Source organism: Halobacillus sp. AWM4_238, assembly GCF_056158265.1.
Genome location: NZ_JBSWSY010000002.1, coordinates 1,652,950 through 1,676,894, shown reverse-complemented (window position 1 = coordinate 1,676,894; position 23,945 = coordinate 1,652,950). Strand labels below are relative to the sequence as shown.

The 23,945-nt window shown below is 43.0% G+C and carries 23 protein-coding genes; 21 read left to right on the top strand and 2 right to left on the bottom strand.

The window, feature by feature from the left end:
* Window positions 1–45: 45 nt before the first annotated feature.
* From ACXACN_RS08705 to ACXACN_RS08695, 3 genes are read left to right on the top strand one after another with little or no spacing between them, the layout of a single operon-like run.
* Entirely contained in the window at window positions 46–621 is a 576-nt protein-coding gene (locus tag ACXACN_RS08705) for a helix-hairpin-helix domain-containing protein (RefSeq protein WP_474963821.1), read from the top strand.
* 58 nt (window positions 622–679) lie between these two features.
* A complete protein-coding gene (locus ACXACN_RS08700) occupies window positions 680–1,237 on the top strand; it encodes a ComE operon protein 2 (protein ID WP_474963820.1) in 558 nt (185 codons plus the stop codon).
* Window positions 1,234–3,507, top strand: a complete 2,274-nt coding sequence (locus ACXACN_RS08695) for a DNA internalization-related competence protein ComEC/Rec2 (RefSeq protein ID WP_474963818.1) — start codon at window positions 1,234–1,236, stop codon at window positions 3,505–3,507. Before ACXACN_RS08700 ends, ACXACN_RS08695 begins: the two co-directional genes overlap by 4 nt.
* 43 nt (window positions 3,508–3,550) lie before the next feature.
* On the opposite strand, the gene ACXACN_RS08690 is transcribed toward ACXACN_RS08695, so the two are convergent.
* Window positions 3,551–3,685 (bottom strand): YqzM family protein, encoded by a 135-nt coding sequence (locus tag ACXACN_RS08690; protein WP_089654323.1) that lies wholly within the window; start codon window positions 3,683–3,685, stop codon window positions 3,551–3,553.
* Window positions 3,686–4,033: 348 nt separating this feature from the next.
* Between ACXACN_RS08690 and holA the strand changes: the two genes are divergently transcribed.
* On the top strand, window positions 4,034–5,053 hold the full coding sequence (holA, locus tag ACXACN_RS08685; protein ID WP_474963817.1) for a DNA polymerase III subunit delta: 1,020 nt from the start codon (window positions 4,034–4,036) through the stop codon (window positions 5,051–5,053).
* A gap of 162 nt (window positions 5,054–5,215) precedes the next feature.
* Here the strand turns inward: holA and rpsT are convergent, their stop codons facing one another.
* On the bottom strand, window positions 5,216–5,476 hold the full coding sequence (gene rpsT / locus ACXACN_RS08680; RefSeq protein WP_146812792.1) for a 30S ribosomal protein S20: 261 nt from the start codon (window positions 5,474–5,476) through the stop codon (window positions 5,216–5,218).
* Between the two features lie 161 nt (window positions 5,477–5,637).
* On the opposite strand from rpsT, the gene gpr reads away from it, so the two are divergent.
* From gpr to floA, 17 genes are all read left to right on the top strand, one after another.
* Complete coding sequence (gene gpr, locus ACXACN_RS08675; RefSeq protein WP_474963816.1) at window positions 5,638–6,729, top strand: GPR endopeptidase; 1,092 nt, start codon at window positions 5,638–5,640, stop codon at window positions 6,727–6,729.
* Between the two features lie 78 nt (window positions 6,730–6,807).
* The gene (gene spoIIP / locus ACXACN_RS08670) at window positions 6,808–7,956 is read left to right on the top strand and encodes a stage II sporulation protein P (RefSeq protein WP_474963814.1); all 1,149 of its coding nucleotides are present in this window, start codon (window positions 6,808–6,810) and stop codon (window positions 7,954–7,956) included.
* A 15-nt stretch (window positions 7,957–7,971) separates the two neighbouring features.
* Window positions 7,972–8,286 carry a hypothetical protein gene (locus ACXACN_RS08665; protein ID WP_474963813.1) on the top strand — a complete coding sequence of 105 codons (315 nt, stop codon included), beginning with the start codon at window positions 7,972–7,974 and terminating at the stop codon, window positions 8,284–8,286.
* A 99-nt stretch (window positions 8,287–8,385) separates the two neighbouring features.
* A complete protein-coding gene (lepA, locus tag ACXACN_RS08660; protein ID WP_474963811.1) occupies window positions 8,386–10,200 on the top strand; it encodes a translation elongation factor 4 in 1,815 nt (604 codons plus the stop codon).
* A 74-nt stretch (window positions 10,201–10,274) separates the two neighbouring features.
* A complete protein-coding gene (gene hemW, locus ACXACN_RS08655) occupies window positions 10,275–11,414 on the top strand; it encodes a radical SAM family heme chaperone HemW (RefSeq protein ID WP_474963810.1) in 1,140 nt (379 codons plus the stop codon).
* A 345-nt stretch (window positions 11,415–11,759) separates the two neighbouring features.
* Window positions 11,760–12,782, top strand: coding sequence for a heat-inducible transcriptional repressor HrcA (hrcA, locus tag ACXACN_RS08650; RefSeq protein ID WP_474963808.1), 1,023 nt, complete (start codon window positions 11,760–11,762; stop codon window positions 12,780–12,782).
* Between the two features lie 95 nt (window positions 12,783–12,877).
* Complete coding sequence (gene grpE / locus ACXACN_RS08645) at window positions 12,878–13,408, top strand: nucleotide exchange factor GrpE (RefSeq protein WP_474963806.1); 531 nt, start codon at window positions 12,878–12,880, stop codon at window positions 13,406–13,408.
* A gap of 42 nt (window positions 13,409–13,450) precedes the next feature.
* On the top strand, window positions 13,451–15,283 hold the full coding sequence (gene dnaK, locus ACXACN_RS08640) for a molecular chaperone DnaK (RefSeq protein ID WP_474963804.1): 1,833 nt from the start codon (window positions 13,451–13,453) through the stop codon (window positions 15,281–15,283).
* 143 nt (window positions 15,284–15,426) lie between these two features.
* Window positions 15,427–16,557: a molecular chaperone DnaJ gene (dnaJ, locus tag ACXACN_RS08635; protein WP_474963802.1), complete on the top strand. Its 1,131-nt coding sequence runs from the start codon at window positions 15,427–15,429 to the stop codon at window positions 16,555–16,557.
* Between the two features lie 151 nt (window positions 16,558–16,708).
* Complete coding sequence (gene prmA, locus ACXACN_RS08630; RefSeq protein WP_474963800.1) at window positions 16,709–17,647, top strand: 50S ribosomal protein L11 methyltransferase; 939 nt, start codon at window positions 16,709–16,711, stop codon at window positions 17,645–17,647.
* Window positions 17,648–17,651: 4 nt separating this feature from the next.
* Complete coding sequence (locus tag ACXACN_RS08625; protein WP_474963799.1) at window positions 17,652–18,401, top strand: 16S rRNA (uracil(1498)-N(3))-methyltransferase; 750 nt, start codon at window positions 17,652–17,654, stop codon at window positions 18,399–18,401.
* Window positions 18,402–18,491: 90 nt separating this feature from the next.
* A complete protein-coding gene (deoC, locus tag ACXACN_RS08620) occupies window positions 18,492–19,163 on the top strand; it encodes a deoxyribose-phosphate aldolase (protein ID WP_474963797.1) in 672 nt (223 codons plus the stop codon).
* A 963-nt stretch (window positions 19,164–20,126) separates the two neighbouring features.
* Entirely contained in the window at window positions 20,127–20,696 is a 570-nt protein-coding gene (locus ACXACN_RS08615; RefSeq protein WP_474963796.1) for a flavin reductase family protein, read from the top strand.
* A 94-nt stretch (window positions 20,697–20,790) separates the two neighbouring features.
* Window positions 20,791–20,964: a 30S ribosomal protein S21 gene (gene rpsU, locus ACXACN_RS08610; protein ID WP_008638284.1), complete on the top strand. Its 174-nt coding sequence runs from the start codon at window positions 20,791–20,793 to the stop codon at window positions 20,962–20,964.
* Window positions 20,965–20,984: 20 nt separating this feature from the next.
* Window positions 20,985–21,431: a GatB/YqeY domain-containing protein gene (locus tag ACXACN_RS08605; RefSeq protein WP_146812806.1), complete on the top strand. Its 447-nt coding sequence runs from the start codon at window positions 20,985–20,987 to the stop codon at window positions 21,429–21,431.
* Window positions 21,432–21,589: 158 nt separating this feature from the next.
* The gene (locus tag ACXACN_RS08600) at window positions 21,590–22,948 is read left to right on the top strand and encodes an NfeD family protein (RefSeq protein ID WP_474963795.1); all 1,359 of its coding nucleotides are present in this window, start codon (window positions 21,590–21,592) and stop codon (window positions 22,946–22,948) included.
* Window positions 22,949–22,962: 14 nt separating this feature from the next.
* Complete coding sequence (floA, locus tag ACXACN_RS08595; RefSeq protein WP_167356116.1) at window positions 22,963–23,931, top strand: flotillin-like protein FloA; 969 nt, start codon at window positions 22,963–22,965, stop codon at window positions 23,929–23,931.
* Window positions 23,932–23,945: the final 14 nt, after the last annotated feature.

Below are 23,945 nucleotides of genomic sequence, written 5' to 3'. Positions count from 1 at the left end.
ATATCCTTATTCTGAAATTATTTAATTATGAAAGAAGGTAAGAACATGGGCGTATTAAAAAGATACGTGTGGCTATTTATCGTCTTTGCCATAATCGGTGTGCTATATTTTTTCAAGCCACCAAATGATGGGGAGAGCCAGACAGTAAAAGTTGAAGAAATGACCGTACAGGAAACGGTTGAAAAAAAAGACTCTCCTACTGAGTTATTCGTGGATGTGAAAGGAGAAGTGCATAACCCTGGTGTCTATACAATGAAAGAGGAAACGCGCGTGGATGATGCCATAAAGCAAGCTGGAGGGATGACACAATTGGCGGATCCGACAAGTGTCAATCTGGCTCAAAGGATACAGGATGAAATGGTCATCTTTGTAGCCTCTCATCAATCGTCCAAGAATGAATCAAGTGATGGCGATTCATTTAAGGAAGGAAAAGTAAGCATCAACCGTGCTTCAGCAAGTGAGATCGAAACATTGAATGGAATTGGACCATCAAAAGCAGCTAGTATTATTGAGTATAGAGAAGAGAATGGACCCTTTTCTTCAGTGGAAGATCTTGTGCTAGTCCCTGGCATTGGTGAAAAGACGTTGGAGAATGTCAAGGAAATGATTAAGGTTCCCTAAGTTTGACGGAATTAGATGGTCAGAGTACACTTGATGAAAAAATAGTGGGGGTTACATAATGGAACGGATTACTTGGAATCAATACTTTATGGCGCAAAGCTATTTATTAAAATCACGGAGTACATGTCAAAGGCTAGCTGTCGGAGCTGTTATTGTAAGAGACAAGCGTATGATTGCTGGCGGTTACAATGGAAGCGTCTCTGGAGGTGTTCATTGTATCGATGAGGGCTGTTATGTTGTGGATGGCCATTGTGTTCGTACCATTCATGCTGAAATGAATGCACTCCTTCAGTGTTCGAAGTTTGGTGTGGCTACAGAAGGAGCAGAGATTTATGTCACTCATTTTCCTTGTCTTCACTGCACAAAGGCAATCATTCAAGCAGGGGTAAAAGCTGTCTATTACAGCGAGGATTACAAAAATGATTCGTATGCGATTGAATTGTTGCAACAGGCAGGTGTCCGCATGCAAAAGGTTCCTGTTGAAAAGGAACCGCTTCAACCTGAACAGCAATTTCTCATTCGACAAATGCTTGAGAAACTTGAAAGGATGGACGACCCTGAGTCAGAGGAACTGGTACAGGAAGCGGCTCAACTTCTAAGATTGGAAAACCGATGACCCCATTAAGAGGAATCTGGCATATCCCCGTCATCGCCTTTGTGCTTGGCGGGGTGTTATCTGTCCAAGCAGGTCTGACCTTTTATGTCTTTGGCAGTATTTTCCTTATCTGGCTTATTAGCTACCAACGCCACCCTTTATTCCTCTCACTCGTTCTTCTATTTGGGGTGGGTGGGTATATCCATCTCTCACTCGATTCCTCTTCTTTCCCTCCTCAACTCTTCAATAAAGAATCCATGGAAGGTAAAATCATATCCGATGTGTCGGAAAGTGATCAAACCATATCTTTCGTAATAAAAGGGAGGGAAGGGAACGTGGCCGTTCGGTATGTAAAAGGTGAGAGAAGTGAACCTCATCCGGCCAGATTGAAATATGGAGCTGTTTGTGTGGTGAAGGGGAAGGTCAAGCCTTTTGAAGGCGCACGAAATCCGGGGCAGTTTGATTACCGCTCGTATATGACAGCTAAAGGAATTCATGGTCAAATCCTTTTAGATAATGAAGCAGCTCTACAATGTGAAGGAGAATCCTGGATCAGTCATTTGTATGACACTAGGAAAAAACTGAAATCGGATGTTAAGGCGCACGTTCATCCAAGTGCTTATATGTGGATGGAAGCCCTTGTTTTTGGAGATACGGACCTTATCGATTCTTCGACTATTGAATGGTTTAGAGAGTTTAATTTATCCCATATTCTCGCTATATCAGGGCTGCACGTAGGTCTTACACTTGGTGGAATTTATTTTCTTCTATATCGGACAGGCATAGCAACAAAAAAGCAATCCAAACTCTTTTTGGTTGCCCTTCTGCCTTTTTATATTTTCATTTCTGGTGCTGCTCCTTCAGTTATGCGAGCAGGGTTAATGGGCGTGCTTCTTATTTTCGCAGGCTTCTTCCGGAGGAAGATCCCCATCATCGATCTCTTATCTTTCACTTGTCTTCTTTTATTGATCTCTTCCCCTTCTTATTTTTACCATCTCGGGTTTCAATTTTCATTTTTAGTTACCTTCAGTTTGTTGCTCACGATACCTGTCCTGAAGCAATATGAAAGTAAATGGGTACAGTCAGCAATTATAGGGTTGATCAGCCAGCTTTCTCTTCTTGCCTTACAGGTGCACTATTTTTATGAATTTCAACCTTTTTCTTTATGGATCAATATGATTGCTGTTCCTTATTTTTCATTCTTTGTTATCCCTTTCTTAATGAGCCTCTTTCTTTTATCTTTTCTAATCCCTTCCTTAAGCATGGTTCTCTCCTATGCATTTTCCAGCTTTCATGATTTTTTTCTATCTTTGTTTATTAAGGGATCAGAATGGCTTGACTATCCCTGGGTCATTGGTGAACTACCCACTTTTTACATCGTTTTATACATATCATTTTTCGTAATAATGATGAAAAAATGGGAGCAGAAGGAAAAGGTGAAAGCGTTTTTTGTTTCGCTGGCCACAATTTTTGTCCTTGTTTTTTATAGTTCAATTCCGTATTTCTCTAAAGAAGGAGTCGTGACCATGTTGGATGTGGGTCAGGGGGATTCCTTTGTCATAGAACTGCCGGAAAGGAAGGGGGTCATTATGATTGATGCCGCTGGACCACCGATTTTCACCACGAATAAAGAAAAAACGGCTAAGGAGGTAATCTTACCTTTCCTAAAGTCAAGGGGGATCGATCGTATTGACGCGTTATTTATAACTCATGAAGATTCTGATCACAGTGGGAGCGTACCTTTCATCCTTGACGAAATGAAAGTTGACCAAATCTTTGTGAGTCCGTTTCATACTGAAGAATATGAAAAAACGAGTAAGATCGAGAAAGTAAGCGCAGGACAGCGTGTTTGGATCGGGGGACATGTGTTTCATGTCATACATCCAATGATAGAGAGGGATGAAGGAGACCCAAATGACAATTCGCTTGTATTGGACACCGTTTTTGGAGGGGAGCGGTGGCTCTTTACTGGGGATATATCTACTTCAATTGAAAGGGACATTGTAAGTCGAAACGCTACTTTACAAACAGATGTATTAAAAGTCGCTCATCATGGCAGTCATTCATCCACCTCAGAAGACATCTTAAATGAGCTTCATCCAAACATCGGCCTCATTTCTGCGGGTGTTAATAACCGTTACGGTCATCCTCATGAAGAGGTGGTGGAAAGATTAAACAGGCATGGGGTTGTAAGGCTTCAAACCAGCCGTCACGGAGCCGTTCAATACATTTTTTCTAGGCAAAGTGGAACGTTTTCAACGTTTTTCCCGTATAATGCGAGCAGAGAATAAAAAAAGACTGCCGAAAACAGCAGCCTTCCCGTTTTGCATCTTATTATTGTCCCAGAAAAGAAAACAAAACACCGATGAAGAAGATGACGAAGAAGAAAACAAATGAAAATACAAACCCTAACCCAGAGTCGATCACATCATTAGTTTTGGATTGAATATCGTTTTTAAACTCGTTCACTGTTACCCCTCCTATATCAATTACTAAGTATAGTCCATTTTTACCCAAAAATCTACATTTACCGGGCATGAAAACGAATTTTATTGAGTATTCATACCTTTCCCACTCCTAGCAAGACTTGTCACAGATAATTCTTACGTAAGCGGTCAAACTAAACGCAAGAGAGGAACAACATCGTCCTCTTCAAAAGCTCCCGGGGCTTTTGGAATGGCGTTTATATAGATGGTTCATACGGCGAGATCAGCACACCATTTTGACAGAAATTCGAAAGAAACATAAAATGGTGACACTGAGTTCCCCTTTATGGGGCGCCGTACTCTTTTTTTATAAAGGAAGGACAACCACTTTATGGTCAATGTAAAACAATCACAAGTGTACTTATTATATGGAGAAGAATCCTATCTGATTCAAGAACATAAGAATAAAATTATTGAAAAAACGTTAAAAAAAGAAGACCGGGAGTTTAATATATCCCAATATGATTTAGAAGAGACGCCTATAGAGGATGTTGTTACAGATGCAGAAACCTTTCCGTTTCTTGGTGAAGGAAAAGTCGTCATTGCCCATCATCCTGTCTTTTTAAAGGCGAAGCCAGATAAACTTCCAATTGAACATGACACAGAAGTCCTCTTGGAATATCTTCAAAATCCTGCTGAATACACGGTGCTAATTTTAATTGCTCCTTATGAGAAGCTTGATGAACGGAAAAAATTGTTCAAACAATTAAAGAAGAATGGAGAAGTCATCAGCTGCCAGCCGGTCAAAGAGTGGGATGTTGACAAATGGGTCCAAACCTTAGCGAACGATTTACATATCACCGTTCCACCAGAAATTCATGAACTTTTCACTCAGGAAATTGGAGCAAACTTAATGGCGCTTAGAAAAGAAATGGAAAAATTAGCTTTATATGTAGGTGAAGGGGGCGTGGTCACGAGAGAAATCGCAGAACAGCTCCTTTCCCACAGTGCTGAAGCATCAGGGCTTAAGCTTGTCGATGCCGTTATGGAAAAAGATTTGGGACGGGCGATCCGGATTTTTAAGGATCTTGAGAAACTAAATGAGGAGCCGATTGCTTTAACTGCTCTCCTGGCTTCACAATTCAGGATTATTAGTCAGGCGAAGGTACTTAAGCAGAAAGGGTACGGTCAAAATCAAATGAAGAGTTATATTAAGGCCCATCCGTACGTGATAAAAATGGCGCTGAAAAGGGAGCGTGCCTTCACTCAGCATGAGCTGGACCAAATTATGAACCAACTGGCAGAAACCGATCATAACTTGAAGCAGGGGAAAATGGAGAAGTCACTGGCTTTTGAAATGCTTCTTTATCGCTTGATCAACATCAAACAAAAAGCACCCGTCTCTACCTAGTCTACACGCACACTCTCTTAAAAGGAGTGTCAAAACGAAGCCTTCAGTAAAAAAGAAAATGAATGAAAAGAAGCCCTCCGATTCTTCGGAGGGCTTCTTTTCATGTAAAAACGACCCATTCAAGAAAGAAGGATCGTCTGTTGGTCATAAATTACGAATGAATTATAATGCGTTGACAAGTTTAGTTAGGCGGGATTTTTTACGGTTCCCTGTATTTGTAGGAAGGGCGCCACGTTGAACAGCTTTGTCGATTTTCTTAACAGCTGTAGGAAGTGCTTCTTTCGCGTTCTCTACATCTTTGCTTTCAACAAGCTTTTCTACACGTTTAACCGCTGTACGCATGTCAGATTTGAAAGCTGCATTCAAAGAACGAGCGTCATCATTCGTACGTACACGTTTTTTCGCTGATTTAATATTAGGCATAGTTTCACCTCCTAGGTAAAAACAAAAGACTCATTCATATCGAACAAGAGACATTTTACCAGAGCGGTGCACGGTTTTCAATACTTATCTATATACCAATCCTTTCATTTGCATAGTTTTTATCTGGTTGGGAGAAGATTTTCTTAAGGAGGTTGAGTTGAATGGAGGAAAATTTCGACTACACGTTGAGAACGGACCTGGCTCTGGAGGCACAGGAAATGAACGTCAAAGATGAACCTGAGTCTTCAGACTCTGATGGGGTTGAGGTTCATGAAAATGAAAAAAATGAAATTAAAATTACGTATGTAACGGTGGATGAAGCAGGCTCTGAACGAATTGGGAAAAAGGCGGGGCATTATGTCACGTTGGAATCACTCGCAATTCGAAAGCAGGATCACGACCTGCAAGTGAATTTATCCAAAACATTATCCGGTCAGCTGAGAAAATTAATGAATGAGTGTGGAATCAAGGAAATGGACAGGGGGCTGATTGTTGGCCTTGGTAACCAAAATGTGACACCGGATGCTTTAGGGCCATTGGTAACGCAAGAAGTCTACGTGACGAGCCACTTATTTGAGCTTCATCCGGAAACCGTCTCGGATGGCTACCGGCCTGTGTCTGCATTTACACCCGGGGTCATGGGTGTGACTGGAATAGAAACAAGTGACATGGTGCATGGAATTATTGAACAGACGAAGCCTGATTTCGTTCTGGTCATTGATGCCCTTGCTTCACGTTCAATCAACCGCATTAATGCAACGATACAACTTTCTGATACGGGAATCCACCCAGGGTCTGGTGTGGGCAATAAGAGGAAAGAAATTAGCCGGGAGACCTATGGGATTCCTGTGATCTCCATTGGTGTACCAACCGTCGTCGATGCTGTGACCATCACGAGTGATGCGATTGATTATGTGTTAAAACATTTTGGTAGAGAGTGGCGGGAAAAAGATCGTCCTTCCAATGCGTTGTCACCCGCAATGAATCCGTTTGAAAGAAAGACGTTAACGGCTGAAGACCACCCGAATGAAGAACAGAGCAAAGCGGTCATGGGCATGTTCGGCCAATTGGAAGACGTAGAAAAGAAGCAACTAATCAAAGAAGTGCTCACGCCCCTCGGCCATAACCTGATGGTCACCCCTAAAGAGGTGGACAGCTTCATCCAGGATATGGCTCATGTCATTGCGAAGGGAATCAATGGAGCCTTGCATCCAGGTATTGAGGATGGAGAAGCACAATCTTATTTTAAATAATGATTTAATAGAGAGGTTCTATTAAATTCCTCTCTCTCATACCATTTAATAGATAGTGGATGAGGGGGAGGATTTTTCATGTCTCGTTACCCGATCATGAAAAAAGATAAGAAGAGTTATATGAAACAGGGGACAAGATGGACCATCATCACAGTCACTGTTTTGCTTTTATTGTTTATAGGGATCGGTATCCTTACAGGAGCTAAAACGACGTATCGTATTTATTCAAGTACGATACAAGAGTGGACAACCAAGCTTGAAGGCAGTGCATTTTTATATCTGTTCGAAATGGAAAACCGTTCTTTCAAAGATGCTCATCCGGAAGGGAATCGAATTCCTAGTTTGACGACATTGTCTTTTCAACTACTCACAAGCCTTACACCGAACGACCCAAGAAGTCTCTTGGGTCGTGAGATTCCGGGGCTGTCCTCTTACAATAGTCAAATCATCATTGCCGGTAAAGGAACGGACTATTCCACCCTTCCCATTGAGTCAGAACCTCCTAGGTTTGTAGATAACCGCGGGGAGGAAGGAGAGGTTGAAGAAAATAACGATGGAGATCGTGACCCGGAACAGAAACCGGTGGGTGAAGAACGTGTCTATATTTACCACACTCACAACACAGAATCTTTTTATCCTCATTTACCGGATCAGTCCACGAGCTATGATGGAAAAGTAAATATTACTCTTGTTGGAGAACGTCTCGGTGAAGGGTTAGAAAAAAGAGGGATTGGCACGATTGTAGACACAACAGATGTCGCTGCACTTAGAAATGAAAACGGTATGGAGTATCATCAATCCTACGATGCCGTGAGACCGGTCGTGGAAGAAGCTATCAGTCAGAATGGAGACATACAGTTTTTATTTGACCTTCATAGGGATTCCCTTTCCAAGGAACACACAACTACCTCAATTGATGGGAAAACTTACGCACGTTTTGCTTTTGTTATTGGGGCTGAACATCCTCAATATGAACAAAACTTACAACTCGCATCCACCATTCATCAGATGCTGGAGGAAAAATATCCAGGGATCAGCAGGGGAGTTATAACGAAGAAAGGTTCCGGAGTAGACGGTGTGTATAACCAGGACTTGCATCCAAATGCCATGCTTGTTGAATTTGGAGGCGTTTACAATCATTTGGATGAGTTGTATCGTTCCGCAGATGTAATGGCTGAAGTATTCAGTGATTTCTACTTCAAAGACGAAAAAGTCTCCACAGACTAATAGAGGAGGGGCAAAATGAAATGGTTAGCGGGTGGACTCATCGTTGTCATCGTTTTTGTTACGGGAGCATTTTATGGCATTGAAAAAACAAACGAAAAGCTGGATGACCGCCCCACTGTGGTGACATCTCAAAGCTCAGAACAGGAATTGGACCATGGGGTTGAAAAACAAGAACCCACAACACAGGAAGCCAAGGATTTTTGTGCTTCTCCTCAAATGGATTTTGATCCTCCCTGGATCTCCCAACTTGCCGGAGGGATGGGGAAAGGGGTAGCTTCGAGCTTCAATGGAGTCATCGTTGTTTTATCCGAAATCATCCAGGCAGGTTAATAAGATTCAAATGTTGTTGGGGTTTACATTGAATATTGCTTGACGTATTGCTATAATCAACCTAGATATTTGTGTCGAATTCAGTAGGAGTGATTTAAGTTGACAGCACAATCTAAACAAGAAAGGGTCCGCAATTTTTCGATTATTGCCCATATCGACCACGGGAAATCGACACTTGCCGATCGTATTCTAGAAAAAACAAAAGCACTAACACAAAGAGAAATGAAGGAACAATTCCTGGACGCGATGGATCTTGAACGTGAACGTGGAATCACGATTAAATTGAACGCCGTTCAATTGTCCTATGAAGCGAACGATGGACAGGACTATACATTCCACTTAATTGATACCCCAGGCCACGTCGACTTTACATATGAAGTCTCTCGTAGTTTGGCGGCCTGTGAAGGGGCGATTCTCGTAGTAGACGCCGCCCAGGGCATAGAAGCACAGACACTTGCCAATGTTTATCTAGCACTGGAGAATGATCTAGAAATCATCCCTGTCATCAATAAGATTGACCTTCCTGGTGCAGATCCTGAACGGATTAAACAAGAAATCGAAGATGTTATCGGGATTGATGCATCGGATGCCATTCTTGCTTCTGCTAAAGAAGGCGTAGGAATTGATGAGATTTTAGAACGGATTGTGAGCGATATCCCCGCTCCCGAAGGCAATGGAAACGATCCGACGAAAGCTTTGATTTTCGATTCCTTGTACGATTCTTACAGGGGTGTTGTAGCCTATACCTGTGTCCGTGAAGGCTCTATCAAACTTGGAGATAAAATAAGAATGATGGCGACGGGTAAAGAATTCGAAGTAAACGAACTAGGCGTGTTTCGTCCAACACCGACCCCAATGAAAGAGTTGAATGTTGGGGATGTCGGTTATTTAACGGCTTCGATAAAAAACATCGGGGACAGCCGTGTGGGTGACACCATCACCCTTGCCAATAACCCTGCAGCGGAACCACTGCCTGGATATAAGAAGATGAACCCGATGGTGTTCTGTGGAATGTATCCGGTAGATGCGAGCAAATACAATGACCTTAGAGATGCACTTGAACGATTGGAACTTAATGATTCCTCCCTTCAGTTTGAGCCTGAAACTTCTCAAGCGCTTGGATTTGGATTCCGTTGTGGTTTCCTGGGAATGCTCCATATGGAAATCATTCAAGAACGTATTGAGAGGGAATATAAGATTGATCTCATTACGACTGCTCCAAGTGTTATTTATCAGGTGACCCTTACTGATGGATCGGTCTTCAATGTCGATAACCCTTCGATGATGCCGGATAACCAAAGACTCGAAGAAGTTCAGGAGCCTTTCGTAAAAGCGACGGTCATGGTTCCTAACGATTATGTCGGACCAGTCATGGAAATTTGTCAACGCAAACGTGGCAACTTCATGGATATGCAGTACCTGGATGACAATAGGGTGAACATCGTTTATGAAATTCCTTTGTCTGAAATCGTCTATGATTTCTTTGATTCCTTGAAGTCCCAAACCAAAGGTTATGCTTCCTTCGATTACGAGTTAATCGGGTACCGTGTCTCCAACCTCGTGAAAATGGATATCTTGTTGAATGGGGATACCATTGATGCCTTGTCCTTCATTGTCCACCGCGACTTTGCGTACGAACGTGGAAAGCTGATTGCTGAGAAGCTTAAGGAATTAATTCCTAGGCAGCAATTCGAAGTACCTGTCCAGGCTGCGATCGGGAATAAAATCGTTGCTCGAACGACGATCAAAGCAATGCGTAAGAACGTTCTCTCTAAATGTTACGGCGGAGATATTTCCCGTAAGCGTAAATTGCTTGAGAAGCAAAAAGAAGGGAAAAAGCGCATGAAGATGGTCGGATCAGTCGAAGTACCTCAAGAGGCCTTCATGTCCGTCCTTGATTTGAACGAAGACTAAAGCTAAAGGAAGACAGTTGAAACCGCAGGAGACTTTTTCTCTTGCGGTTTTCCTTATGAAAGGTGGTAACATCCATGAACATTCCATCCGCATATATTCACATTCCATTCTGTCAGCAGATCTGCCACTATTGCGACTTTACGAAGTTTTTCTATAATGAGCGGCTGGCAGATGACTATTTAGAAGCACTCGAAAAAGAAATACACACGTATATTCCAGGGCAAAAAGCGAGTGTGCGCACTATTTTTGTCGGAGGTGGGACCCCCACTGCAGTCAACCACAAACAGTTAGAAAAACTATTACAAATGATTGATGACCATTTTGATATTGCAGGGTGTGAAGAATACACATTTGAAGCGAACCCTGGTGATTTGGATGTGGAAAAAGTACGGTTGTTAAAAGCCTATGGCGTCGATCGCATCTCGCTTGGAGTCCAAGTTTTCGATGATGACATGTTGGAGAAGATTGGTCGTGTCCATAAAGTTAAAGATGTGTATACAAATATCGACCGCCTCGTTCAAGCGGGCTTAACGAATATAAGTATTGATCTTATGTACGCTCTCCCTGGGCAAACTGTTGAAGATTTTGAGGAAACAATTGATGAAGCGATGCAATTCGGCCTGCCGCATTACTCTTCCTACTCTCTTCAAATTGAACCAAAAACGGTGTTTTATCAACGGTATAAAAAGGGTAAGCTTTCCAAGGCCAAGGAAGATGATGAAGCAGAAATGTACGAATTGCTGCAGCGTAAATTAGCAGAAGCGGGCGCTGAGCAATACGAAATTAGTAACTTTGCCAAGCCTGGGTTTGAAAGTAAACACAACCTGACATACTGGAATAATGAATTTTATTATGGAATAGGTGCCGGGGCACATGGATATCTTCCAGGTAAACGAACAATCAATATCCGTCCTTTGCCTGCTTACGTAAAAAAAGCCACAGAAGATGGAAAGCCTGTTCTGCATGAGGAACCTATTGGTGAGAAAGAACAGCTGGAGGAAGAAATGTTTCTCGGGTTAAGAAAAACAAAAGGGGTATCCAAAGACCTTTTTCAACAAAAATACGGCAAAACACTAGTCGATGTTTTTGGAAACAAACTGACAGAACTGAAAGAACGCTCCTTGATTGCAGAAGATGCTGGCCATATCCGCCTCACGTCCAAGGGGCGCATACTCGGTAACGAAGTTTTCCAAGAGTTCTTATTGGATGAATGATTATGCAATAATTTTCTTTGGTAAGAGCCATTTCCATTGGGGGTACGGTAGCCTTTTTTGAGGGATATGTAGGAGAGATCACCGCCAGAATAAGTTGTTGGGGGTGATTTTCCATTCCCACAGGATCCAACCGTTCTTTATCTCCAATCTGATCTCCATGTGTCACAGACTTGATATCCTGTTTTTGCAGTGGGAAACACATGAAGCACAAATTCGAAGGGTAGAAGGGCCTGGACGAATGAGTAAAAAAAAGAGCTTTTTCCGTTGACATCCATCAACCCTTTTGATAATTTATTATTAGATTTAGCACTCACTACAAACGAGTGCTAACAGGGGTGATCATCGATGTTAACAAACAGACAATTGCTCATTTTGCAAGTCATAATTGATGATTTCATTCTGACCGCACAACCAGTGGGTTCGCGGTCAATAGCCAAAAAAGATGCTGTGACATTTAGTTCAGCAACAATAAGGAATGAAATGGCTGATTTAGAGGAATTGGGTTTTATTGAAAAAACCCATTCATCTTCCGGAAGGGTCCCTTCTGAAAAAGGGTACCGCTTCTATGTCGACCATCTTCTTTCTCCATTGCGCCTTTCGAGTCAAGAGATGGTGACAATTCGGGAAGCATTCGATGATAAAATGATGGAGTTCGAACGTGTCGTTCAGAAATCAGCAGGCATTCTTTCTGATATGACGAACTACACATCCATCATTCTTGGACCGGAAGTATTTGAAACGAAACTAAAACAATTGCAGATCGTTCCATTATCCGATCAATCTGCTATTGCCATTTTAGTTACGGATACCGGTCATGTAGAGCATCGGGCATTCAATGTCCCTGTTGAAATCAAAGGTGCGGATTTGGAAAAGATGGTGAACATTTTAAACAGCCGTCTCCAAGGAGTCCCGTTAGTAAAACTGCATGAAAAACTCTATTCCGAAATCAATGATCTGTTAAAAACACATACGGATCATCATGAAGAAGCTTTCCAATATTTGCGTGCAGCTCTTGTGGATGAGCATCCGACGAAACTGTACATTGGTGGAAAGACTAACATTCTCATGCAACCTGAATTCAGGGACCTTGATAAAGTCAGGTCTTTATATGCAACCATCGAACAGGAAAGTGAGATGGCTGACTTGCTGCGTACTGGTAAGGAAGGGATTCAAGTTCGAATCGGACAGGAAAACCCTTTTGATGCTATGCAGAACTGCAGTTTAATTACCGCAACTTATCAGCTTGGCAATGATCAAGTAGGTACGATTGCACTTTTAGGCCCGACTCGCATGGAGTATAACCGTATGTTTTCACTGATGAACGTCTTATCCAAGCACATGACAGATACTTTCCGTGGCTGGTATTAGAACGGTCCACCGCTTCTTTATGTGTCATGCTTTTTCAGGATAAGGATTCATGTTATAGTCAGTAACGGTGAAATGGAAAGTAGGAGGTGGAAGTCGTGGAAGAGAACAAACAAGAAATCATTGATGAAAAAGATGAATCTCAAAATGAGGAACCTGAACAAACGGTTGTAGAAGAGACGGATGAGCTAGAACAACTTCGTCAGGAAAAAGAAGAAATCAATAATCGACTGCTTCGTTTGCAAGCGGATTATGATAATTTCCGCCGCCGTACTCAAAAAGAGAAAGAGGCGGACAGGAAATATAGATCCCAAAGTCTTGTAGAAGAATTGATACCGGCTTTGGATAACTTTGAACGAGCTCTCCAAGTAGAAGTGGATGGCGATGCCGCCAAAAACTTTGCAAGTGGAATGAAGATGGTTTATGACCAGTTCAAAGCAGCTCTGGAAAAAGAAGGCGTGGAAGAAATTCCTGCTAAAGGGGAAGAATTCGATCCTCATATGCACCAGGCGATCATGCAAGTCGAAGATGAAAATTACGAAAGTAACATTGTCGTTGAAGAGTTGCAAAAAGGTTACCGCTTGAAAGACCGGGTCATCCGCCCGTCAATGGTAAAAGTAAATCAGTAAAAATTATCAAATGAACGAGTACGTAAAGGAGGACATTTAACCATGGGTAAAATCATTGGTATTGACTTAGGTACAACAAACTCTTGTGTAGCAGTAATGGAAGGTGGGGAAGCGAAGGTAATTCCCAACCCAGAAGGGAACCGCACTACACCATCTGCTGTTGCATTTAAGAATGGTGAACGTCAAGTAGGGGAAGTCGCTAAACGTCAGGCGATTACAAACCCGAACACAATTCTTTCCATCAAACGTCATATGGGAACAGACTACAAGGTAGAAGTAGAAGGTAAAGAATATACGCCACAAGAAGTTTCTGCCATCATTCTTCAGTACATTAAGAATTATGCAGAAGACTATCTTGGAGAAACAGTAGATAAAGCAATCATCACTGTTCCAGCTTACTTTAATGACGCTGAGCGTCAGGCAACAAAAGATGCTGGTAAAATTGCTGGCCTTGAAGTCGAGCGTATCATTAACGAGCCAACAGCAGCTGCTCTTGCTTACGGCATTGATAAAGAAGATCAGGATCAAACGATTCTTGTCTATGACCTTGGTGGTGGTACATTCGACGTATCCATTCTTGAAATCGGAGATGGAACGTTCGAAGTTATTTCTACGGCCGGTGATAACCGCCTTGGTGGGGATGACTTCGACCAAGTCATTATCGATCACATGGTAGCTGAATTCAAAAAAGAAAACGGCATTGATTTGTCCCAGGATAAAATGGCTAAACAGCGCCTGAAAGACGCGGCTGAGAAAGCGAAGAAAGACCTTTCCGGCGTTGCTCAGACTCAAATTTCTCTTCCATTCATCACTGCAGGAGAAGCGGGACCGCTTCACCTTGAGATGAACTTGACTCGTGCGAAATTCGAAGAGCTTGCTTCTGATCTTGTCGAGCGTTCTATGAAGCCGACACGTCAAGCGCTTAAAGATGCCAGCATGAGTGCAAGCGACATCCACAAAGTTATTCTTGTAGGTGGATCTACTCGTATCCCGGCTGTACAAGAAGCAATCAAGAAAGAAATCGGCAAAGAACCTTCTAAAGGTGTAAACCCTGATGAAGTTGTAGCCCTTGGTGCCTCCATTCAAGGTGGCGTACTTCAGGGAGATGTGAAGGACGTAGTACTTCTTGACGTTACTCCACTTTCCCTTGGAATCGAAACAATGGGTGGCGTTACGACGAAATTGATCGAACGTAACACGACAATTCCGACAAGCCACTCTCAAGTGTTCTCAACTGCTGCTGACAACCAGACAGCTGTTGATATCCACGTCTTGCAAGGCGAGCGTGAAATGGCTCAAGATAACAAGACCCTTGGTCGTTTCCAGTTGACAGATATTCCACCAGCACCACGCGGTGTGCCTCAAATCGAAGTAAGTTTCGACATTGATGCTAACGGAATTGTTAACGTTCGTGCCAAAGACATGGGTACAAACAAAGAACAATCTATCACAATCAAGTCTTCTTCTGGTCTTTCTGATGAGGAAGTCGAAGAAATGGTTCGTCAGGCAGAAGAAAACGCTGAAGAAGACAAGAAAAAACGTGAAGCGATTGAACTTCGTAACGAAGCGGATCAGCTGATCTTCACAACAGACAAGACAATCAAAGACCTTGGTGAACAAGTCAGTGAAGAAGAAAAACAAAAAGCAGAATCTGCGAAAGAAGAACTACAAACTGCCCTTGAAGGCGAAGATCTAGAAGCAATCAAAGAGAAAAAAGAAGCACTTCAAGAACAAGTGCAAGCTCTTTCTGTGAAGCTCTATGAGCAGGCTCAAGCACAGGCTGAAGCTGCTCAAGGCCAAGAAGGCGGCGGTGCTGACGAAGATGTCGTTGATGCGGATTATGAAGAAGTTAACGACGATGAGAACAAGAAGTAAGAATAGGTAGAAAAAAAGTCAAAGTCAGGTTCTTCTTGACTTTGACTTTTTTCATGAATAGGCAAAGGGATGACGTTTGCCTGCCTAGATTTTCAATGTTAATATAAACCTTATGTAATAGCGTCCGGGAGAGTGATCGATAAGTGAGTAAACGTGATTATTATGAAGTCCTTGGCGTGTCCAAGGATGCTTCAAAAGATGAAATAAAGAAAGCCTACCGTAAACTGGCGCGTAAGTATCACCCTGACGTCAGTGAGGAAGACAATGCTTCTGAAAAGTTTAAAGAAGCAAAAGAAGCCTACGAGACGTTAAGCGACCAGCAAAAACGTGCCCAATATGACCAATTCGGTCATGCCGGTCCAAATCAGGGCGGCTTTGGCGGTTTCGGTGGCGGAGCAGAAGATTTCGGCGGTTTCGGCGATATATTCGACATGTTCTTCGGTGGAGGAGGACGACGCCGTGACCCGAACGCACCACGTAAAGGTGCAGACTTGCAATATACGATGACACTTCAATTTGAAGAGTCCATTTTCGGCAAGTCTACGGACATCGAAATTCCTATGGAAGAAGATTGTGATACATGTGATGGTTCAGGGGCTAAACCAGGAACATCACCTGAAACATGCTCCCACTGTCAAGGCTCAGGACAAGTCAACCAAGAACAGAATACCCCGTTCGGTCGCGTCGTCAATCGCCGCGTTTGTCATCACTGCCAAGGTACAGGGAAATTCATTAAAGAAAAATGTAACACCTGTGGCGGCGATGGCCGCGTGACAAAACGCAAGAAAATTCACCTCGATATCCCAGCAGGTATTGATGATGGTCAACAGATCCGCGTGCCTGGAAAAGGAGAAGAAGGTGTCAATGGCGGACCAGCTGGTGACTTATTCGTAGTCATCCGCGTTCAGCCACACGAGTTTTTCCAACGCGAGGGCGATCACATTTTCTGTGAAATTCCTCTTACTTTTGCACAGGCGGCACTTGGTGATGAAATTGAAGTTCCTACCGTACATGGAAACGTAAAGTTAAAAGTACCTGCAGGAACGCAAACAGGAAAGACGTTCCGTTTGAAAGAGAAAGGGGCTCCAAACGTTCATGGCCGTGGACAAGGTGACCAGCATGTGAAGATGAAAGTTATTACACCTAAGAATTTAACGGAGAGACAGAAAGAACTGCTACGTGAATTCAATGATATCAGTGGCAATGAAGCAACAGATGAACAGCACGGCAATTTCTTTGAGCGTATGAAACGTGCGTTTAAGGGAGACAGCTAAAGGTTAAAAGGAAGGTGTCTGTACGATTGGTAGATGGGTAGTTCAAGTGGAATTCCCCGTTCATTCGTACAGGCACTTTTTATCTTAGACTCTGGTTTAGTTTTGTAAAGTACTTGTACTTAGAAAAAATAATGAAAAGGGTGGATCATCAATGAAATGGTCTGAAGTGTGTATCCATACAACAACAGAAGCAGTTGAACCGGTATCAAATATTCTTCACGAGTCAGGAGCAAGCGGAGTCGTCATCGAAGACCCATCAGATATGAAAAGGCAGAAAACCAAACTGGGAGAGATTTACGAATTGAATCCCGATGACTATCCAGCAGAAGGTGTGTATGTAAAAGCCTACCTTCCGATGAATAGTTTTCTTGGCGAAACTGTCGATGGGATTAAAAAAACGGTATCAAACCTAACTGAATTCGACATTGATATCGGGCATAATCATGTGACCATCAGTGAAATCCATGAGGAAGACTGGGCAACGGCGTGGAAAAAATATTATAAACCCGTCAAAATTTCAGAAAAGATCACAATCATCCCGACATGGGAAGACTACACACCAGTTTCCAGTGATGAAATCATTATTGAGATGGACCCTGGAATGGCCTTTGGAACAGGTACACACCCAACGACCGTTCTAAGCATACAGGCATTAGAACAGTACTTGGAGAACGGAGATACAGTGCTTGATGTTGGCGCTGGATCTGGGATCTTAAGTGTAGCTTCTGTCCTTTTGGGTGCCGAACATGCCTATGCTTATGATTTAGACGATGTTGCCGTCTCAAGTACGAGAAACAACGCTGCTTTAAATGGCGTGGAAGATAAAGTGACCTCTAAGCTCAATGACCTTCTAGAGGGAGTATACTGGGAAGCTGACTTAATTGTGTCGAACATTTTGGCAGAGATTATCGTCAAATTCACCGATGATGCCTATCGTGTCGTCAAGCCTGGAGGATATTTCATTACATGCGGTATCATTTCTGGACGTAAAGAAATGGTGCGCGAACAATTGATTCAATCAGGTTTTGAGATTGTTGAAACAAACAAAATGGAAGACTGGGTCAGCATTATCGCTAAAAAACCGGAGTGATTGAATGCAACGATATTTTGTTAATCAAGAATGTTGGAAAGATGGTTCCCTGTATGTGACGGGAGAAGATACCCATCACATTGTGAGGGTGATGAGAATGAAGGAAGGGGACAACCTTGTCGCCATCCATCCTGAAAAAGGACCCGCTTTATGCGAAATCACTCGAGTGGCTGAGGACGTCGTTGATTGTAACGTCATCAACTGGCTGGAGGAAGACCGTGAACTTCCCGTTCATGTAACAGTTGTAGCAAGTCTTGGAAAAGGTGATAAACTGGAACGAATTGTTCAGAAAGGTACTGAACTCGGAGCTTCTGCTTTTATCCCATACCAAGCAGATCGTTCAGTTGCCAAATGGGATGAAAAAAAAGCAGTGAAAAAAATCCAGCGATTGCAAAAGATATCTAAAGAAGCGAGTGAACAATCAGAGCGAACGGTTGTACCTGAGATCCAATCTGTTCATGCACTTCAGCAGCTTTTGGAATTAAAAGACTACTATGACCACTGTTTGTTTGGATATGCTGAGAATGCGAGGGGAGAAAAGTCCTGCTCGTTAAGTGAAGCCTTCTTACCGATGAGGCGGAAGGAATCTGTTTTAGTTGTCTTCGGGCCTGAAGGTGGATTTTCTGAAAGTGAAGTGGAAAGACTATTGCAGGAAGGGTTCAAGTCGATTCGGTTAGGTCCACGCATTTTACGCATGGAAACAGCTCCTCTGTATTTTTTATCCAGTCTTTCTTATCAGTTGGAAGAAGTTTGAATGTACGTAGACAAGCTCGCATTTTAATCGCTTTCATGCTATGATAGAAGAGATGTACGAACAACTTAAATTTGAAAGGACGATTCAACAATGGAACAAAATTTAGCAAAAATGATTGATCATACACAGCTTAAACCTGATACAGCGAAAGATAAGATCACGCAAATTTGTCAAGAAGCGAAAGAACAAAACTTTGCCTCTGTTTGTGTTAACCCTCACTGGGTATCCTACTGTGCAGAGTTACTTGAAGGAACAGATGTGAAGGTTTGTACAGTTATTGGTTTCCCATTAGGGGCAACTACGAAAGAAACAAAAGCTTTCGAAACAAAACAAGCCATCGAAAAAGGCGCAACTGAAGTTGATATGGTCATCAACATCGGTGAATTGAAATCAGGAAACAAAGAACTTGTTCAGCAAGATATCGAAGCAGTCGTCCGTGAAGCGGAAGGCAAAGCGATCGTCAAAGTAATCATTGAAACTTCCCTACTTACAGAAGATGAGAAAGTAGCAGCATCTGAACTGGCTAAGGCTGCAGGTGCAGACTTTGTCAAAACTTCAACTGGTTTCTCTGGTGGGGGAGCAACAGTTGAGGATATCAGCTTAATGCGTAAAACTGTCGGCCCGGACATGGGTGTAAAAGCTTCCGGCGGAGTACGTGACTACGAGGGAGCTAAAGCCATGATCGAAGCTGGTGCTACTCGTATCGGTGCAAGCTCCGGAATCGCCATTGTTAACGGCGAACAAGGAACTTCTGATTATTAATTAAACGAAAGAAGCCATCTCCAAAAGGGATGGCTTCTTTTTAATTTTCACCTTTATTTAAGAATATGGCAGGGTTGTTGAAGGCTCAGGTTTGAGGTGGTTCGGGTTTCGTTGCTATGTTGGGCGTCAGGGGTGGTTGGGAAGACACTCGTCTAGCTCCATCGCCCAGACACTCGCGTCATAAGCAGAACAGCAACGGAATGGAGGGTACATTCCGTTGCTGTTCTGCTTATGCCAGTCGTGTCTACCAGAGCGATTCCGTATTTGAACACTTTCCTGTGGGGAGTGGCGAGCTTCCTCGGGCGGTTTGCCGCACTAAGGGGTCTCGCCGATCTCCTTCTCTCCCACGGGAGTCTCGCAGCTTCCCAACCACCCCTTTCAATAATGTGAGAAACGAACCCCTACATCAAGAATAAGCATTTTCCAACATCACAACATATAGTAAGAAAGCGGTCTATAACAAGCGTTTGTGAGCTCTATCTATACGATGGAATCCTTGTGTTACAGCTCCTAATACATATAGAATGCGCTTAATTCTGGAGGTGGTTTCGAGATACTTATATGGAAAAGGGGCGGAGGGGAATGGTGAGACTCCTATCTTAAGTGTGGAGGTGCCTCGATCAGCGGCGTATGGACTGGACTGAGCTGGCGGAGATAAAGGAAACACGAAGAACGGAGTGATTCGATGTTGACTTATCGTACAGAAGCGAGGGAAGTCTCACTAGCCGCTAGGCACCGAAACCGGATATCACGAAAAAAAGTGCATGGTGAGACCCCACAGGACGCAGTCCGAGGAGGCTCACCGCGCTCCCGCGGAAAGCGAGCTATTCCCCGCAGCCCCCATCCACTCAACAAACATCTCGAAACTGAGTCTTCAACTAAAGGGAGCCTTACTGGAGAAGAGGGTATTGGGATTTGACTTTGGAGGGGAATTGAAAGAATGTATAGGGGAGGAGGGATGAGATGAATAGAAAAGATCACGTAAAAATGCATAGTTATCCTGGGATGGTAGCCGTTGTGGGAGTTTTTCACGAGGGAAAAGTGAACTTTATGGCTGCTGGTTGGCACGCCTACTTATCCATGTCCCCGCCAATGTACGGTGTAGCCATAGGAAGAGAAAGACATACATATGAAATGGTAAAACAATCGAACCGATTCACCATTAACTTCCTTCCTTTTGATGAAGCAGGTTTTATACAATACAGCGGAACGGTTTCAGGTGCAGATGTTGATAAAAATCAAAAGTACAAACAACCATGGAGAATGGAGCAGGATGGATGCCCTTTGCTTGAATATGCTTATCTTGCTTACGAATGCCATGTCCATCAAATTGTACCTACAGGGGATCACGATTGGGTGATTGGTGACATCAAAGGTTGTCTCTACAAGGAAGAAAAATTTCTTGAAAATGGATTGCCAAACTTTGAGGATTTAAACATTCCGCTATACCTCGGGCGTTCAAGTTACATGAGGCTGAATGAAGAGGTAGAAATTAGTGAAGTAAACGACCCTTTATCTTGCAAAAAAAGTTGACCATATGACATGCATATAATATAATTGTCAAAGGTATGGGGGGTTCCCATACAAGAGAAACAGTTTTGTTTGCTTCGGAGGGAGGGAAATTAGCATGTCAAAAACAACTCGCGTTCGTAAAAACGAGTCTCTTGAAGATGCTCTTCGTCGCTTTAAGCGTGATGTATCAAAAAGTGGTACATTAGCGGAATATCGTAAGCGTGAATATTACGATAAGCCTAGCGTACGCCGTAAGAAAAAGTCTGAGGCGGCTAGAAAGCGTAAGTAATTAAAGAGGGTGTTGAAGAGATGACAATTACAGACCGTCTCACCCAGGATATGAAAACAGCCATGAAAGCCCGTGATAAAGAAAGATTATCGACGATACGCATGGTGAAAGCTTCTATGCAAAATGAAGCCATTAAACTGGGGAAAGACTCATTATCTGAAGAAGAAGAATTGACTGTTTTATCCCGTGAGGTAAAACAGAGAAATGATTCCCTCCATGAATTCAAAGAAGCTGGACGTGAAGATCTTGTAGAAGGACTCGAACGTGAAATTGAGATTTTACAAGTATATATGCCGAAACAGCTGACAGATGAAGAACTCAAGCAAGTCGTTGATGAGACGATTCAAGAAGTAGGCGCTACTTCCAAGAGTGACATGGGTAAAGTCATGAGTGCCGTCATGCCTAAAGTCAAGGGCAAGGCCGACGGAACCAAGGTCAATAAGCTCGTTCTTCAGCAACTATCGTAAATATAAAGGCCTCTCTTTGTTAAGAGAGGCCTTTTTACATAGGTATAACATCTCTTCAACGCGTTTCTGAAAGTCTTAAACTTTTTGAAACCAACCGTGGTTTTGATTCGTAAACGTATTATATGGTGGGAAGGCTACCTGTCAAGGAGGTGAAATGAATGAAGCGATCATTGCGTTTAGGTGTTTGGGGGATGCTTCTCATTTTAGGAAGCGTTTTATCATTTCTCCATCTTCACTCATTTGTTCAGGCAGATGGAGAAGGTCAGACTGTTTATGTGATTCCGGTAGAAGATACGGTGGAGCGTGGGATGGCTGCGTTTCTTAACCGTACGACAGAAGAAGCTCGTGAAAATGGCGTGGATCATATCATATTTGAGATTGATACGCCCGGGGGCCGTGTGGATGCTGCCGGTGATATCGGAGAAATTTTTCAAGATTTAGATGTTCCCAATAGTGCATTTGTAACAAACAGGGCTTATTCAGCCGGTTCATACATTGCGCTAAACGCAGATTCAATCTACATGAAGCCGACCGCAACGATGGGCGCATCCGGAGTCATCAACTCTGATGGAACGGCTGCCGATAAGAAAGCTCAATCTGCTTGGATTTCATCAATGGTAGCTGCGGCGGAATCTACCGGGCGTGACCCCTTATATGCTCGGGCTATGGCGGATGCATCTGTCGATTTAAAAGATTATGGAGCTCCAAAAGGAGAATTTTTGACCTTGGGAGCAACAGATGCAAAAGAGGTTGGCTATGCTGAAGGAATCGTTGAGGATCGTAATGAGCTTCTCAGTAAACTTGGCTTGTCTGATGCAACCATTATAGAGGAAAACCCCACTCTCTCTGAGAATATAGCCAGATTTTTGACAGATCCCGTTGTTATTCCGATCTTATTATCCATCGCAAGTATTGGTCTTGTTGTTGAATTGTATTCACCTGGCTTTGGGATTCCTGGAACGATGGGGGCGCTTGCGCTCGTCCTGTTTTTTTATGGCCACATAGTTGCCGGATTGGCCGGTTATGAAGCGATTATCCTATTGGTCCTTGGGATCGGGTTAGTCATTGCTGAATTCTTTTTACCTGGTGGGATTGCAGGAATTGCGGGGGTTGTAGCGATTGTATCCTCATTGATGCTTTCATCAGCGGATATGGGGCATATGGCCATGAGTATAGGAATTGCTCTATTGGTGACAATTATTATATCTATCGTGCTCTTTAAATTCGTTGGCTTGGAAAGAGGATTCTTTCGCCATATCATCTTGAACGATTCCACTTCGTCTGATCAGGGATATGTATCTTCCCAAAATCGCTTGGATTTAATCGGTATGGAAGGGGTGACGCTTACACCTCTCCGCCCTTCTGGTACAGCTGACTTTGATGGAGAACGTTTAGATGTCGTAACAGAAGGTGGTTTCATTCCTGTTCATAGGACAGTGAAAGTCATGAAAACAGAAGGCTCACGTATAGTCGTTCGTGAAATGAAAAAAGAAGAACAAGAGGAGGAAAAAGAGTGACTTTAGAACAATTAATGCCAATCATCATCATTGGTATCATCATTATCGTCGTAGCCGTGTTGTTTACGTTTATCCCTGTAATGCTGTGGATCAGTGCTCTTGCTGCAGGTGTAAAGATTAGCATTTTCACATTAGTAGGTATGCGATTAAGAAGGGTTATTCCTTCACGTGTCATCAATCCGTTAATTAAAGCTCATAAAGCCGGAGTGAATGTGAATACAAACCAGCTGGAAAGTCACTATCTAGCAGGTGGTAATGTTGACCGTGTCGTAAATGCTCTTATTGCAGCACAAAGAGCCAATATTGAACTTAGCTTTGAGCGTTGTGCAGCCATTGATTTGGCTGGTCGTGATGTACTGGAAGCTGTTCAAATGAGTGTTAATCCAAAAGTTATTGAAACGCCATTTATCGCTGGTGTGGCTATGGACGGAATTGAAGTGAAAGCAAAGGCGCGTATTACCGTAAGAGCGAATATTGACCGACTTGTCGGTGGTGCCGGTGAGGATACAGTCATCGCTCGTGTTGGTGAAGGAATCGTATCCACCATCGGGTCAAGTGAAAATCATAATAAAGTACTAGAAAACCCGGATAGGATTTCACAAAATGTTTTAGGAAAAGGCTTAGATGCTGGAACGGCCTTTGAAATTCTTTCCATTGATATTGCGGACATCGATATCGGCAAGAACATCGGTGCTATTCTACAAACCGATCAAGCAGAAGCAGATAAGAACATTGCACAGGCAAAAGCTGAAGAGCGTCGTGCTATGGCTATTGCTCAGGAACAAGAAATGCGTGCACGTGTACAAGAAATGCAGGCGAAAGTGGTCGAAGCAGAAGCCCAGGTTCCTCAAGCGCTTGCGGAAGCTTTACGTTCCGGTAAGATGGGTGTCATGGATTACATGAACTATCAGAACATCAATGCGGATACGGATATGAGAAACACTCTAGGTAAAATGTCCGATGAAGAGGAAGAAGAAAAATAATCCTTGTTTAACTT

Excerpts from the sequence above, each read along its gene's own strand:
- ACXACN_RS08705 (WP_474963821.1), top strand. The coding sequence starts at position 46 with ATGGGCGTATTAAAAAGATACGTGTGGCTATTTATCGTCTTTGCCATA.
- ACXACN_RS08700 (WP_474963820.1), top strand. The coding sequence starts at position 680 with ATGGAACGGATTACTTGGAATCAATACTTTATGGCGCAAAGCTATTTA.
- ACXACN_RS08695 (WP_474963818.1), top strand. The coding sequence starts at position 1,234 with ATGACCCCATTAAGAGGAATCTGGCATATCCCCGTCATCGCCTTTGTG.
- holA (WP_474963817.1), top strand. The coding sequence starts at position 4,034 with ATGGTCAATGTAAAACAATCACAAGTGTACTTATTATATGGAGAAGAA.
- rpsT (WP_146812792.1), bottom strand. The coding sequence starts at position 5,476 with ATGCCTAATATTAAATCAGCGAAAAAACGTGTACGTACGAATGATGAC.
- gpr (WP_474963816.1), top strand. The coding sequence starts at position 5,638 with ATGGAGGAAAATTTCGACTACACGTTGAGAACGGACCTGGCTCTGGAG.
- spoIIP (WP_474963814.1), top strand. The coding sequence starts at position 6,808 with ATGTCTCGTTACCCGATCATGAAAAAAGATAAGAAGAGTTATATGAAA.
- ACXACN_RS08665 (WP_474963813.1), top strand. The coding sequence starts at position 7,972 with ATGAAATGGTTAGCGGGTGGACTCATCGTTGTCATCGTTTTTGTTACG.
- hemW (WP_474963810.1), top strand. The coding sequence starts at position 10,275 with ATGAACATTCCATCCGCATATATTCACATTCCATTCTGTCAGCAGATC.
- hrcA (WP_474963808.1), top strand. The coding sequence starts at position 11,760 with ATGTTAACAAACAGACAATTGCTCATTTTGCAAGTCATAATTGATGAT.
- dnaK (WP_474963804.1), top strand. The coding sequence starts at position 13,451 with ATGGGTAAAATCATTGGTATTGACTTAGGTACAACAAACTCTTGTGTA.
- prmA (WP_474963800.1), top strand. The coding sequence starts at position 16,709 with ATGAAATGGTCTGAAGTGTGTATCCATACAACAACAGAAGCAGTTGAA.
- ACXACN_RS08625 (WP_474963799.1), top strand. The coding sequence starts at position 17,652 with ATGCAACGATATTTTGTTAATCAAGAATGTTGGAAAGATGGTTCCCTG.
- deoC (WP_474963797.1), top strand. The coding sequence starts at position 18,492 with ATGGAACAAAATTTAGCAAAAATGATTGATCATACACAGCTTAAACCT.
- ACXACN_RS08615 (WP_474963796.1), top strand. The coding sequence starts at position 20,127 with ATGAATAGAAAAGATCACGTAAAAATGCATAGTTATCCTGGGATGGTA.
- rpsU (WP_008638284.1), top strand. The coding sequence starts at position 20,791 with ATGTCAAAAACAACTCGCGTTCGTAAAAACGAGTCTCTTGAAGATGCT.
- ACXACN_RS08605 (WP_146812806.1), top strand. The coding sequence starts at position 20,985 with ATGACAATTACAGACCGTCTCACCCAGGATATGAAAACAGCCATGAAA.
- ACXACN_RS08600 (WP_474963795.1), top strand. The coding sequence starts at position 21,590 with ATGAAGCGATCATTGCGTTTAGGTGTTTGGGGGATGCTTCTCATTTTA.
- floA (WP_167356116.1), top strand. The coding sequence starts at position 22,963 with ATGCCAATCATCATCATTGGTATCATCATTATCGTCGTAGCCGTGTTG.